Source organism: Mesorhizobium sp. USDA 4775 (genome assembly GCF_054062655.1).
In genome coordinates this window covers 130,649-143,805 of sequence record NZ_JBSSFM010000002.1, presented here as the reverse complement: position 1 = coordinate 143,805, position 13,157 = coordinate 130,649, and the positions used below count along the sequence as shown (strand labels likewise).

Here is a 13,157-nt window from a genome sequence, read left to right as displayed (position 1 = left end):
AGAGATCTTATGGACCTGCTCGCCACAGTCAGTACTGTCGCCATTTCGTGTTATGCGCTGCTCTCTGCTGTTTATAAAGGCACGCAAGCCGTATACGCGCAGCCGTCTACAATTACGTCGATGTCAGACGACTTACTTGGATCAGACCTTTGGCCGAGTGTGGATGTAATTATCCCCTGCTACAACGAGAATCCGCGGACGCTCGCGGCGTGTCTAGCTTCCGTTGCGACTCAGGAATATGCTGGGGACCTGCATGTCTACGTGGTTGATGACGGTTCCGGAAATCGCGATACCCTCGTACCAGTTCATCATGCCTACGTCGACGACCCGAGGTTCACGTTCATTCAGCTCGGCAAGAATGTTGGCAAACGCAAGGCACAGATCGCCGCGATCCGCATCTCGTCCGGAGATTTCGTACTCAGCGTCGACTCCGACACGACACTTGAGCCCGAGGTCGTGACCAAGCTTACGGAAAGGATGCGCGATCCAGCGATCGGCGCGGCTATGGGCCAGTTGGTGGCATCCAACCGGACCGACTCTTGGTTGACCCGATTGATCGACATGGAGTACTGGCTTGCCTGCAATGAGGAGCGCGCGGCGCAGGCTCGTTTTGGTGCGGTCATGTGCTGTTGCGGCCCTTGTGCAATGTACCGTCGGTCTTCTCTTCTTTCGCTGCTAGATCAATACGAGACACAGCTGTTTCGGGGCAAGCCAAGCGACTTCGGCGAGGATCGCCATCTCACGATCCTGATGTTGAAAGCAGGTTTCCGAACCGAGTACGTTCCAGAGGCGGTCGCAGCAACAGTCGTTCCAGATTCGCTGCAGGCCTATCTGCGCCAACAGCTGCGCTGGGCACGGAGCACATTCCGCGACACCCTGCTTGCGCTGCGCCTGCTGCCAAGCCTGGATCGCTATCTCACGCTAGATGTGATTGGACAGAACCTCGGTCCATTGTTGCTCGCCATCGCTGTACTAGCCGGGCTTGCGGAACTCGTGCTGACAAATAACGCGCCTTGGCCAACAGCGACTATTATTGCCGGTATGACCGTAATTCGATGCGCGGTGATTGCCTTTCGTGCGCACCAACTTCGGTTTTTGGGCTTTGCTGTGCACACGTTCATCAACATATTCCTTCTACTTCCCCTCAAAGGGTATGCTTTGTGCACATTGAGCAATAGTGATTGGTTGTCGCGTAAAAGTGTTAGCGTGCCCCCCGAAGGCAAAAAGCCGATCATCATTGCGAATCCGATCGGGAGGCCAACAGTCAGTTCGGTGAGTGGGGAGTCACATCATACGACCGGTCGTTCGCGCGCCCCTTCCCGACTGGCTAGGTCTGACAGCGTTCACAGCGCCGACTAATCGAGTATGGTTGGCATTTGGGCGGGAGGCTTCAGGGCTGTCCTTTTTGTACACGGACCAGCTCAAAGCCGGCCAGTCTGATCCAGAATCGAAAGTAAGCTACCGGTTAGCCGTTTCTTCTCTAGCTTGAGATAGACAAATGTCAAATGTAGCCATCGGTCTTAAAGGCGTTACCAAGTCATTTGGAGATAAGCTCGTTGTTAACGACATGTCATTCGCGGTCGCGTCGGGAGAATGCTTTGGTCTGCTGGGTCCCAACGGTGCAGGCAAGAGCACGATTGCGCGCATGCTCCTTGGTATGACACGGCCTGACTCAGGCAACATTACAGTGCTCGGAGTGTCCGTGCCCGAACGAAGTCGATTGGCCCGCAAGAGCATCGGCGTTGTTCCGCAGTCTGACAATCTTGACCTTGAATTCACGGTGCGCGAGAACTTGTTGGTGTTCGGACGTTATTTCGGCATGAGCACTCGGGAGATCCAAGGTGTGATCCCATCTCTTCTTGAGTTTGCGCGCCTGGAGAGCAAGTCGGATGCACGTGTCGGCCAACTATCCGGCGGCATGAAGCGGCGACTAACGCTGGCACGTGCGCTGATTAATGACCCCCAGCTCCTTATAATGGACGAGCCGACCACCGGCCTCGACCCGCACGCCCGCCATCAAATCTGGGAGCGGCTCCGTTTTCTGTTGGCGAGCGGAAAGACTATCATTTTGACTACCCATTTTATGGAAGAGGCTGAGCGACTATGCGATCGGATATGTCTGCTCGAGCATGGATCCAAAATCGCCGAGGGCAGTCCTCCTGCTCTGATTGAGGAATATATTGGTTGTAACGTGATCGAGATCTTCGGCGGAAATCCACATGAGCTCATTTCACTGATCAAGCCGTGCGTTCAGCGCGTTGAGGTGAGCGGAGAGACACTGTTTTGCTATACACCCGCTCCGGAGCAGGTGCGTGTCCAGCTTCGCGGGCGCGCAGGTCTGCGTTTTCTGGAGCGTCCGCCTAGTCTTGAGGACGTTTTCTTGCGGCTAACGGGACGCGAGATGGAGAAATGAATAATGGGTGAAGGTTTTGCGGCTGCTCTACCCGCCAACGCGTGGAATTGGATCGCGGTGTGGCGCCGGAACTATCTGGCGTGGACGAAGGTCGCACTTGCGTCGCTTCTCGGCATGCTTGCCGATCCTATGATTTACCTTTTCGGGCTAGGCACTGGTCTTGGACTACTAGTAGGCCGCGTTGAAGGTGCCTCATACATTGCTTTTTTGGCAGCCGGCATGGTCGCGACAGGTGCGATGACCGCATCGACCTTCGAAACAATATACGCGGTTTTCGGTCGCATGCGGGATCATGGCACTTGGGAAGCAATGCTGCATTCACAACTTACCATAGGCGACATCGTTCTCGGTGAATTGGCATGGGCAGCCACCAAGGCCTTTCTCGCCGGTACGGCAATTACCGTCGTTGCTGCGACGCTCGGCTATGCCGGATGGGCGTCCGTCCCTTATGTGCTTCCGGTCGTCGCGCTCACCGGGTTCGCCTTTGCGAGCCTGGCGATGGTTGTCATCGCGCTCGCGCCTAGCTATCACTATTTTATATTCTATCAGACGCTTGTCATCACACCTATGCTGTTCTTGTCTGGCGCGGTCTTTCCAGTCAACCAGTTGCCAGGCACCTTTCAGCACTTAGCGGCCTTATCGCCACTGGCGAACTCTATAGACCTAATTCGTCCTGTGATGCTTGGCCACCTGGCAAACAATGTAGGGCTTCATATCGGCGCACTCTGTGTGTACGCAGTATTGCCGTTTTTCTTCTCGGCAGCGCTGTTTCGTCGACGCCTGATGCGTTGACCCAATTTGATCGACGCGAGGGGGCCCTAATGCCGCATCGCGAATCGGCCACGTTGGACGTGGAACCAACCATGATTGGCCTGGGGATTGTGCACGGCAAAGCAATATTAGAGCAGAGAAGTGACCCAATACATTGATGCAGCCACGTTCCGATCGTCGAGACCAAGAGCCCAAGGACCGGCCCGATCGCCATGAGCGCGGATCTAGCCGCGTCCAGGACATGGCAGCTCAGCCCTTGTGCCTGAGGCTCCTTTGACCATCGCGAGCACGACAAGCAGGAAACACGCGCAATGACTCACGACACGCCGACGCCTCGCCCTTTTGTTATCCTTGCCATGCCAAGGACTGGCACACATTATCTGGAGGAATTGCTGAACGAGCATCCGACCGTCTTGAGTAACGGTGAGTTACTCAATGAATACGATACGAATTGGCCTGGGAAGGATCGCCTGCTACGCCCTGATCGCGAGCTCCTCGAACATGCCTATGTGCGCTACCCTACGCGAGACCACAAGAACGTGACGCATATTGGATGCAAGATCAACGAACCGCAGTTTCGCGATCGTCCGGCTTTTTTTGCGGAAATGATCCGGTGGCCGCGCACTCAAGGCCATCCTCGTAACTCGAAACGTATTGGAATCGCTACGATCTTTTTCACAGGCAAGGCAAAGCGGCCAGTGGCTGAAATACGGTTCAGACAAGGAACCCGCTTGGCCACCGCTCGTCAGATTGTCGATCTCTGACTGCGAGGCTTACTTCAAAGCGGCGGACGATTTTCACACTCTCGTCGAGCACTCATTCGCGTCGACCGATCTGCTCGTAGTCGAATATGAGCATCTTCTTAACCAACCCACAGCATGCTTGGAAAAGGTTTGGGATTTCCTGGGCGTTCCGCCGCTTGAGAGATTTGACCGGGCCGTCCTCCAGCGCCAAGAAACCCGAACGCTGGATCAAACGGTGCAGAATTTCAGTGAGTTGCGACTCCACTTCGCAGAAGGACCTTTCGCGCGATTCTTTGACGTCCGGGACTCGGACTAAGGTGTTCAGTCCCGATCTCAGGTGGACCGGATCGAGCCTGAAGCGATCTGGCTGTTTGTCCATGCCGTACAGATGGCTTCGTTAGGCCGGGAAGCGTCTTGAGGCGGCTTGCGAAGTTATTTGCGTCAAGGAAGGCACTTCTCGATATTTTGCAACGGTGCGGCGCGCAATATAGATGCCGATCTTCTTGAACTCCACGACAATGTCTTCGTCGGACAGCACGGCGTCGGGCGATTCCGCACGGACTATCGGCAGGATCCGTTGGCGGACAGCTTCCGCGGAGTGCGCGTTGCCGCCGTAGCAAAAGGCGATCGCGGTGGTGAAAAAATACTTCAGCTCGAACGCGCCATGCGGGCTTTGCATCCCAACTTGAACAGTTGGACGTGAACGGATAGCGAACACTGTCCGTTAAGCCATTGAATTCATTTGCCTTGAATTTCGGGCGCGAAAATGTGTGGTAACAACATTTGTGCTGTTTGCTCTGTTTTGTCTGGATTTGACGGCATTTATTTACTAACAACGCTGGCATGTTTGTCGTTGAGAGAGTCGCGCGCGGCCATCGCTATCTCTACCTCGTGGAAAGTGTCCGCGACGGCAAAACCGTTCGCCAGCGCACGATAAAGGCACTGGGCCGCAAGGATGCGCTGGTTGCCAGCGGCGAACTTGACAGATTGGCGGCCTCGATTGCGCGCCATGGCGAACGCAGCCTCATCCTGTCCGACATTGACGCGGGGCGGATTGCCTCTCGCCGCATTGGCGGTCCGCTGTTGTTCGGGCGGCTGTGGCAGCGGCTCGGGATTGGCGATGTGCTGGAAGAGGTGCTGGAAGGGCGCCAGTTCGGCTTTGCGGTGGAACGGGCGGTGTTCATTGGCACGTTGCATCGGCTGTTCGTGTCGGGCTCGGACCGCGACTGCGCGAACTGGATGGCCGATTATGGTATCGAGGGCGCCGAGGGTCTGGCGCTCCATCACTTTTACCGGGCCATGGCGTGGCTGGGCGAGGAACGCGGCGAAAAGGCGCAAGGCGCGCTGGTGGCGCGCTGCGTGAAAGACGTGATCGAGGAAAAGCTCTTCGCGCGCCGGCAGGACCTGTTCACCGACCTCAGCCTTGTGTTCATGGACACAACCTCGTTATCCTTCTACGGCGCGGGCGGCGAGACGCTGGGCAAGCGCGGGCATTCCAAGGACTTCCGCCCCGATCTGGCGCAAATGATCCTGGCGCTGGTCGTTGATGGCGAGGGCCGGCCGATCTGCACCGAGATGGTGCCTGGCAACACCGCTGACGTGACCGTCCTGTTGCCGGTGGTCGATCGGCTGCGAACGCGCTTCGGCGTCACACGCGCCTGCGTTGTCGCCGATCGCGGCATGATCAGCGCCGATACCATCGCCGCGCTCGAAAAGCTGGGCATGGAATACATTCTGGGGGCCCGCGAACGCTCGAGCAGCGTGATCCACAACGTCGTGCTCAATGACACGGCGCCGATGGTTCCGCTCGTTCTCGAGCGCCAGCGCGGTGAAACTCAGTTGTGGGTCAAAGAGGTCAAGTTCGGTAAAGACCGCTACATCGTCAGCCGCAATGACGCCGAGGCCGAGAAGGACAAGGCCGACCGCCAGGCGATCATCGCCGGCCTCGAGGCACAGCTCAAGAAGGGCGACAAGGCACTGGTCGGCAACTCGGCCTACCGGCGTTACCTCAAGGCCGGCGGCAAGAACTTCAAGATCGATGTCGGCAAGCTTGCCGAGGAAGCCCGCTACGACGGTATCACCGTGGTGCGGACCAACGCGAAGGTGACCCCGCTCCAGGCCGTGCTGCGGTATCGCGATTTGCTCGAGGTCGAGAGCCTGTTCCGCGCCGCCAAGGCAACCTTCAATACCCGGCCGATCTTCCACCAATCCGATGCCGCCATCCGCGGGCATGTGTTCTGCTCGTTTCCTGGCGCTCGTGCTCAGCAAGGAACTGCGCCGCCTCTGCCGGGCCAAAGGCCTGACGCCCGAATGGCAGCCGCTCCTACGCGATCTCGATCGCCTCCAGGAAGCCACCATCGAAAAGGATGGTCGCATCGTCACAACCAGAACTCACGTCACCGGCCAAGTGGGCAACGTCTTCAAGGCAGCTGGCATCGCTCTGCCACACAACCTCGACGAACAACTCGCCTGAGATCCCCCCAAAATGTAGTGGTAACACGCGCCGGCGCGCGCCTAACATGCTGACTTAATGACATATTCTCACAGGCGGTGTTTAAGTCGGGTTGCATGTACTTGTTCGAGGTCACCCGGCTTACAGTCGACTCGTGCACGCCGATGGCGTTAGCGATAGTCTTGAGATCGAGAGGCCGCAGGTGGAAGACGCCGTGTTCGAAAAAGGCCTCCTGATGGCGGACGATTTCAGTTGCAACCTTAAGGATCGAATCGGCTCGACGATCGAGATTGCGGATGAGCCAGCTCGCTTTGGAAAGGCTTTCATTTATAAATGCCTCAGCTTGCAACGTCGGGGAGGAAAAAGCGTGAGATTTCGGCACAATAGGTTCGGTTGATCAGCACCTTGGGGAGTGACTCTGGACTAAGTTCGATCTCCCACCCACCCCGGGCTTGCGGATGACTCGGACGTCGGTTGGAGAGGATCAGGCCCTGCGTGGAATCGATTTCCAGGCTTGGAATCTAGCGCCCGGATTTCTTGCCACATCTCGCGAACCTCGTCTTCATCGACGCTGCAATGCTGCTTTAAGCCTTTAAAATCGCGAGCCGCAAGCATCTCAGGGTTGGCGAGCAGTACTTCGAGCTATGGCGGAAAATGGGTGATGACGGTTTGAGAAGGGCGGCGTATCGAGGCGGGTGATTGAAGCCTGCCAGAACCTCTCAAGGAGAGCGATACGCCATGAACGAGACTATCAACATTGTTCGCCTTCGTCAGCCCGACGAGATCGATGATCCCCTGACGGATGTGCTCCGCACCGGCGCGCGCAAATTGCTGGCGCAGGCGATCGAGATGGAGGCCGAAGCGTTTCTTGCCGAGATGCGGGATCTGAAGCTGCCGGACGGACGTGAGCGGCTGGTCCGGCACGGTCGCGGCCCGGAGCGGAGCATCCAGACGGGGATCGGGCCGGTGCCCGTCAGCCGGGTGAAGGTCCGGGACCGCGGCGCGACCGGCGAAGCGGACCGGGTCCGGTTTTCCTCATCGATCCTACCCAAATGGGCGCGTCGGACGCGAAGTCTGGACGCGCTGCTTCCCGTTCTTTACCTGCGCGGCGTTTCGACGGGCGACTTTCAGGAAGCTCTGGCAGCCCTGCTCGGCAAGGAGGCAGCGAACCTCTCACCCTCGGTGATCACGCGGCTGACGGCAGAGTGGACCACCGAATACGAGCGTTGGCAAAAGCGCGATCTTTCGGCGCGCCATTATGTCTATGTGTGGGCGGACGGGGTCTATCTCCAGGCGCGCATGGAAGACCATGCCGAATGCATGCTGGTGCTGATCGGCGCCACGCCTGAGGGCAAAAAAGAACTCGTCGGCTTCCAGACAGGGATTCGTGAGAGTGCGCAGAGCTGGCGCGAGCTGCTGGTCGACGTGAAGCGTCGTGGCCTGCAAATCGCGCCCGATCTTGCCGTCGGCGACGGCGCGCTTGGCTTCTGGAGCGCGCTCGATGAGGTCCTTCCCGGCACCAAGCACCAGCGGTGCTGGGTGCACAAGACAGCCAACGTGCTCAACAAGGTGCCGAACTCAATGCAGGCCGGCATGAAGACAGATCTGCGCGAAATCTTTTCCGCCCCGAACCGAGCCTCAGCCGAGACGGCGATTGCCGTCTTTGTCGAGAAATATGATGCGAAATACGGCAAGGCGGTCGACTGCCTGACCAAAGATCAGAATGCCTTGCTGGCGTTCTACGATTTCCCCGCCGAACATTGGGATCATCTGCGGACATCGAATCCCATCGAGAGCGTTTTTGCCACCGTTCGCCATCGCACGGTGCGCACGAAAGGCTCCCTATCATCGAAGACCGCAAGGCTGATGGTCTTCAAACTGGTCATGGCCGCCGCCAGGACATGGCGACGATTGAAAGGACAAAATCAGTTGCCGAAACTCATCGCAGGTGCCAGATTCCAAGATGGAATCGAGGTCATCGAATTGAAGCCGCAGAGCGCCGCTTGATCAGCCTCGTCACCCAAATTCCAGCATAGCTCCAGTACTTCCATCGCAGGGTCGAACCGTTCCAGGTTCCGCAACTGTATCGCGAGGCATTCGCTGAGGGTTCGCGCAAAAATTCCCGATGGATCGAACTGCTGCATGGTTCCGAGAACACGTTCCACATCAGCCTCCTGTACGTTCAGGCGGCCGGCCAGCTCCAAAAAGTCTACATGAAGATACTCAGTTTCTTCCAGAGGCGCGGCAAGCCCAAGAGCTATCAGCCGCTCCCGCGGTGTGAATGCAGTGCCAGCAATTTGCCGAGCGACATGGTCGCGCAACGTTTCAGTGTAGCTGTTAGCCTTGTCGAGGTCAGGGCGATCACCCGCCGGTTTGTTCGTCGTGTTGATCCCGCGGCCGAACCGTGCAGGCGAGTCGGCGACGTCCTTTCCGCGTGAGCCGGTTCGCGGATCGCCCCCCGAAATTGACCAGTCATCACCAGAAGCCTCGCCATCAGTTGGCGCGCGATCCAATACCGGGTTCTCTGCGACTGCCTGATCCACGAACTGCTGCAATTCGGTAAGACTCAATCGCAGCAAGCCAATCGATTCGATGATTTTACGTGATAGGACCATAGATTGCTTCTGGTGCTGGATCAGCGTTGCCGTGGTTTGCATAGCTCGAAATCCTTGCGATGGCTTAGGGGGAGGCCCCTTCATGCGAAGCGCCTTAGAGTCATGCTTTGTACAGGTTTTGCACCAATACTGCCGCACAGTTTTGGGCGACATGATCTAGAGCACGTCCTGTTTAATGCGGTTCATATCCTGCGGCCTTAAAGTAGTTGGCGCATTCGGCTGGCGTGAAGAGGTCGAGAAGCGGACCGACGGCGTCCCACAGAGCCTTGATGGTTCTCTCGGCCTTTGCTCGCAACAACGCCTTGAGCTTGGCGAAGGCGTTCTCGATCGGGTTGAAGTCGGGACTGTAGGTTGCCGAAGGACGGTTCCCGATGAAGACGGTGGCAGATGTCCTGGGCGTATCGCGTTCCAATCTCCTCGAACGTCTTAAAGGCAAGTCCAAACCGCGTGGGCCGTATCTAAAAGCGGACGATTGCGCGGCGACAACTACGGTGGCCGGTTCAGCGGCGACTATGATGGCCGGTGGGCGCGTCAAAGCCGCTGCGAGGGGGCTCTGATCGGGGCGAGTGGAGTGGTGGTATCGGAACACCTATCGAACATAGCAGCGATAGGTACCGATGCCTGGCCTCCACATCACCGATCAACAGGTACATCGTTACATGTCTCAGCGTCGTCACCACACCCAGGCCGTTGCGGCGGCCAAGGCCGGTATCAGCGAACGTAGTGCACGCCGGATCGACAAGAATCCGCAGCTGCCATCCCAGAAGAAGCGCGAGCGGCACTGGCGTACCCGGCCTGACCCCCTCGAACAGATATGGCCACGCGTGGAGGAACTGCTGAAGATCGCAGGCATCCTCTCCGTCACCATTTTCGAGACTGTGCAGGACGAGTTCGGGTAGGCCGCCGTCCCCGATGGCGTCAGGCGGACCCTCGAGCGCCGGATTGCCCGGTGGCGGGCCCTGAATGGGGGCGAGACGGAGATCTTCTTCCCACAGCATCACGAGATCGGCCGGCTAGGCCTCTTGGATTTCACCGTCGCTGACGATTTGCGTGTCACCATCGCCAGCCAGCGCTTCGACCATCGCCTCTTTCATTTTCGCCTCGCCAGCAGCGGCTGGGAGGATTCGGCGGTCGTACTGGGTAGAGAGAGCTTCACCGCTCTGTCCGAGCATCTGCAAGATGCGCTGTGGAAGTTGGGAGGCGCGGGGACTGTCAGGAATTCCGTGTGCGGGCGGGCTGTTGAACATTGCAGCCATTGCCCGGATGAAGCGCTCGCCGAAGATGACGGCGAATTGGGCCTTGGCCATGGTCCACTCACGTGGCGGCATTTTCCACTCTTTCTCGGATCGGTTCAAGATCAGATAGAGCAGCTTGGTCGCCGCGTCGTCGCTGCGGAAATGGCCCCTGGCCCTGACAGCCCGTCGAAGTTTCGGGTTCAACGCCATGGAGGGCCTTTATGTCCACCGTCGGCTCCGATTTCTCCGCGCCAAACACGTTCGAGGCCCCTTCCAGAAGCTGCTTTCGCCAATCCGTGATCTGGTTCGCATGCACATCATATTGCTGCGCCAGCTCGGCCAGCGTCTTTTCTCCCTTGATCTGTGGCGCGACAATTCTGATGAGAAGCGCGCGACAATCTGGATGAGAATCTGGTGTCGCGGCGGAGGTGATGATCGCGGCATTGATTGCCGCGCGCAAGAGGGTTTGTCGGTTTGATTGTCGCGGCGCGTCAATCAGCGACGCTGTTGGCGGGTGTGGCATAGGACGCGGGGCGTCCCGGGCCACGCTTTCGCTCCATGGCCTCGCGGCGCCTGTAGCTCTCGACATTCATCTCGAAGATGGTGGCGTGATGGACGAGGCGGTCGACCGCGGCGAGCGTCATGGCGGGGTCGGGGAAGACCTTGCCCCATTCGCCGAACGGCTGGTTGGCGGTGATGAGCATTGAGCGCCGCTCGTAGCGGGCGCTGATGAGCTCGAACAGCACGCTGGTCTCGGCCTGGTCCTTGGTGACGTAGGCGAGATCATCGAGGATCAGGAGATGGAACTTGTCGAGCTTGGCCAGAGCGCTCTCGAGCGCCAGGTCTCGCCGTGCCGTCTGAAGCTTCTGGACGAGGTCGGTTGTTCTGGTGAAGAGCACCCGCCAGCCATTCTCGATGAGCGCAAGGCCGATGGCTGAAGCGAGATGGCTTTTGCCGCCGCCGGGCGGGCCGAACAGAAGCAGGTTCGCCCCCTTCTCCAGCCAGCTGTCGCCGGCGGTGATCGCCATCACCTGGGCCTTGGAGATCATCGGCACGGCCTCGAACGCGAAGGTGTCGAGGGTCTTGCCCGGCAGGAGGCGGGCCTCGGCGAGGTGGCGTTCGATGCGGCGGCGGTCGCGTTCGGCCAGTTCATGCTCGGTGATCGCGGCGAGAAAGCGGGCGGCGGGCCAGCCTTCCTTGTCGGCCTGTTCGGCGAATTGCGGCCACATGAGCTTGATGGCCGGCAAGCGCAGTTCGTTGAGGAGCAGGCTGAGCTTGGCGGTATCGACAGTGGTGTTGGTCTTCATGCCGCGTCTCCCGTCAGGCTGGCGCCGAGCAGGGCTTCATAGGCATTGAGCGGCGCAAGGCGCACGACGACATTCGGCAGCCGGGAGGGATCGGGGGCGAAGCGTTCCCGCAAGGCGGCCATGTCGGGCAATCGGCGCGCCTGCAGCGCGGCATCCAGTTGGTCGGCCAGTTCGCTCTCGCAGGCGCGCTCGTGAGCCATGGCGAGAAGATCCACCATGATGCGGCAGGCCTGCCGCTCCGGCAGCCGCTCCATGAGCATGTCGAAGGTGTGCCGATACGCCTCGCGCGGAAAGAGCTGGTCGCGATAGACCAGGTTCAACAGCGCCATCGGCTTGCGACGCAGCGAATGGATGACATGCCGGTAATTGACGACCTGATCGTGTTTGCCCGATGGAGAGGCACGTCCGCGCGGCAGCGTCACGAGAAGGGTGCCGCCGATGAAGATGTCCAGTCGATCGTCGAAAAGGCGCACCCTGAGCCGGTGGCCGATCAGGCGCGAGGGCACGGTGTAGAACACCTTGCGCAGCGTGAAGCCGCCCGATGAGGTGACGCGCACGGTGACCTCCTCGTAGTCGGATGTGCGCCGGACGGGCAGTTCCTGGAGCTCGGCGCGCTCGATGTCGATGCGCTTGGAATTGCGGGCGTTCATGCGGCTGACGATCTCGTCGACGAAGCGGCGGTAGCAGACCAGATCGCCGAAATCGCTCGATCCTCTCATCAGAGCCGCGTCGTCGATCGCCCGCTTGAGATGGCCGTGCGGGCCTTCGATGGAGCCGTTCTCATGCGCGATGCCGCGATTGTTGCGGGAAGGGGTCATGCCGTAGTGGCCGCACAGTTCGTCGTAGCGGCGCGTCAGGTCCGCCCGGGCGTCCTTGTCCAGGTTGCGGAATGCCGGCGAGAGGCTGTCGCTGCGATGCTCGCGGGGAGCCCCGCCGAGCGACCACAGCGCGTTCTGCAGGCCTTCCGCCAGGGCGACGAAGCTCTCGCCGCCGAGCACGACATGAGCGTGCTCGAAGCCGGAATAGGCGAGCCGGAAATGATAGAGCCGGTGGTCGAGCGGCTGGCCGGCGATCGTGATGCCGGCTTTACCCATGTCGGTGAAATCCGACAGGCCGAGGCGGCCGGCCTCATGCACCTGTCGGAAGATGACCTCCTGCTCCACGCCGTGGACGGCGCGCCAGGAGCGGACGCGCCGCTCCAGCGTGCGGCGAACGCCGTTGCCCAGATCGGGGTGGCGGCGCAGCATCTCCTCGAAGATAGCTATCGCGCGAATGCCGGGCGCGGCTTGCAGCATCGGCACGACCTCGGTCTGAAAAATATCGGCAAGCGGGTCGGCACGGCGTCGTTCCCGCGGCGCCTTCTTCTGCGAGGGCAGCCTCGAATCCTTCTCGATGCGATAGGCCGTGGCCGTGCTGATCGACGCCTTTGCCGCCGCGACGGCTGTCGAATTGGTCTGACGGAACTTCATGTAGAGCCTCATCTGGTGATCGGTTACGTGGCGGCCGGGCACAAAGTGATTCCTCCAAATCGGAAAAACCACCGGCATACCCGGTCGACCGCGATCACCAGACAAACGCCCCCAAAAAGGCAGCGGCGCTGGCGGGTTGAAACTCCAGTCGG

The 13,157-nt window shown here is 59.4% G+C and carries 10 protein-coding genes and 7 pseudogenes; 8 read left to right on the top strand and 9 right to left on the bottom strand.

Annotation, left to right across the window (positions count from 1 at the left end; genetic code table 11):
- Window positions 1-9 precede the first annotated feature (9 nt).
- The 4 genes and pseudogenes from nodC to ACVILI_RS32495 all read left to right on the top strand — a co-directional run bounded on the left by nodC (window position 10) and on the right by ACVILI_RS32495 (window position 4,243).
- Window positions 10-1,359, top strand: coding sequence for a chitooligosaccharide synthase NodC (gene nodC, locus ACVILI_RS32510; RefSeq protein ID WP_038655131.1), 1,350 nt, complete (start codon window positions 10-12; stop codon window positions 1,357-1,359).
- A gap of 139 nt (window positions 1,360-1,498) precedes the next feature.
- Window positions 1,499-2,413 carry a nodulation factor ABC transporter ATP-binding protein NodI gene (gene nodI / locus ACVILI_RS32505; RefSeq protein ID WP_038655128.1) on the top strand — a complete coding sequence of 305 codons (915 nt, stop codon included), beginning with the start codon at window positions 1,499-1,501 and terminating at the stop codon, window positions 2,411-2,413.
- 3 nt (window positions 2,414-2,416) lie between these two features.
- Window positions 2,417-3,205: an ABC transporter permease gene (locus tag ACVILI_RS32500; RefSeq protein ID WP_091586620.1), complete on the top strand. Its 789-nt coding sequence runs from the start codon at window positions 2,417-2,419 to the stop codon at window positions 3,203-3,205.
- A 290-nt stretch (window positions 3,206-3,495) separates the two neighbouring features.
- Window positions 3,496-4,243, top strand: a pseudogene (locus ACVILI_RS32495) (sulfotransferase domain-containing protein).
- An 81-nt stretch (window positions 4,244-4,324) separates the two neighbouring features.
- Here the strand turns inward: ACVILI_RS32495 and ACVILI_RS32490 are convergent.
- Window positions 4,325-4,645: an RNA polymerase factor sigma-54 gene (locus ACVILI_RS32490; RefSeq protein ID WP_338100944.1), complete on the bottom strand. Its 321-nt coding sequence runs from the start codon at window positions 4,643-4,645 to the stop codon at window positions 4,325-4,327.
- Between the two features lie 125 nt (window positions 4,646-4,770).
- On the opposite strand from ACVILI_RS32490, the pseudogene ACVILI_RS32485 reads away from it, so the two are divergent.
- Window positions 4,771-6,400: pseudogene (locus ACVILI_RS32485) on the top strand (IS1634 family transposase).
- On the opposite strand, the gene ACVILI_RS32480 reads toward ACVILI_RS32485, so the two are convergent.
- Window positions 6,348-6,761 (bottom strand): RNA polymerase factor sigma-54, encoded by a 414-nt coding sequence (locus ACVILI_RS32480; protein ID WP_457102767.1) that lies wholly within the window; start codon window positions 6,759-6,761, stop codon window positions 6,348-6,350. The pseudogene ACVILI_RS32485 and the gene ACVILI_RS32480 sit on opposite strands and share 53 nt — an antisense overlap.
- 41 nt (window positions 6,762-6,802) lie before the next feature.
- Window positions 6,803-6,994, bottom strand: coding sequence for an RNA polymerase factor sigma-54 (locus tag ACVILI_RS32475; RefSeq protein ID WP_084791863.1), 192 nt, complete (start codon window positions 6,992-6,994; stop codon window positions 6,803-6,805).
- Window positions 6,995-7,117: 123 nt separating this feature from the next.
- Between ACVILI_RS32475 and ACVILI_RS32470 the strand changes: the two genes are divergently transcribed.
- On the top strand, window positions 7,118-8,386 hold the full coding sequence (locus tag ACVILI_RS32470) for an IS256 family transposase (protein ID WP_457102496.1): 1,269 nt from the start codon (window positions 7,118-7,120) through the stop codon (window positions 8,384-8,386).
- On the opposite strand, the gene ACVILI_RS32465 is transcribed toward ACVILI_RS32470, so the two are convergent.
- Both ACVILI_RS32465 and ACVILI_RS32460 read right to left on the bottom strand, forming a co-directional pair.
- Window positions 8,305-9,036 carry an RNA polymerase factor sigma-54 gene (locus tag ACVILI_RS32465; protein WP_457102766.1) on the bottom strand — a complete coding sequence of 244 codons (732 nt, stop codon included), beginning with the start codon at window positions 9,034-9,036 and terminating at the stop codon, window positions 8,305-8,307. The two genes, ACVILI_RS32470 and ACVILI_RS32465, sit on opposite strands and share 82 nt — an antisense overlap.
- A gap of 130 nt (window positions 9,037-9,166) precedes the next feature.
- Window positions 9,167-9,343: pseudogene (locus ACVILI_RS32460) on the bottom strand (IS630 family transposase); the annotation flags it as partial.
- Between the two features lies 1 nt (window position 9,344).
- Between ACVILI_RS32460 and ACVILI_RS32455 the strand changes: the two are divergent.
- Together ACVILI_RS32455 and ACVILI_RS32450 are read left to right on the top strand one after the other, a co-directional pair.
- Window positions 9,345-9,467: pseudogene (locus ACVILI_RS32455) on the top strand (IS3-like element IS426 family transposase); the annotation flags it as partial.
- Window positions 9,468-9,611: 144 nt separating this feature from the next.
- A pseudogene (locus ACVILI_RS32450) lies at window positions 9,612-10,196 on the top strand (IS21 family transposase); the annotation flags it as partial.
- 45 nt (window positions 10,197-10,241) lie between these two features.
- Here ACVILI_RS32450 and ACVILI_RS32445 read toward each other — a convergent pair.
- The 4 genes and pseudogenes from ACVILI_RS32445 to istA all read right to left on the bottom strand — a co-directional run.
- Window positions 10,242-10,436, bottom strand: a pseudogene (locus ACVILI_RS32445) (transposase); the annotation flags it as partial.
- Between the two features lies 1 nt (window position 10,437).
- Window positions 10,438-10,611 (bottom strand): annotated as a pseudogene (locus tag ACVILI_RS32440) (transposase); the annotation flags it as partial.
- 109 nt (window positions 10,612-10,720) lie between these two features.
- A complete protein-coding gene (gene istB, locus ACVILI_RS32435; RefSeq protein ID WP_284278837.1) occupies window positions 10,721-11,536 on the bottom strand; it encodes an IS21-like element helper ATPase IstB in 816 nt (271 codons plus the stop codon).
- Window positions 11,533-13,047 (bottom strand): IS21 family transposase, encoded by a 1,515-nt coding sequence (gene istA, locus ACVILI_RS32430; protein WP_457102398.1) that lies wholly within the window; start codon window positions 13,045-13,047, stop codon window positions 11,533-11,535. Before istA ends, istB begins: the two co-directional genes overlap by 4 nt.
- Between the last annotated feature and the right edge of the window lie 110 nt (window positions 13,048-13,157).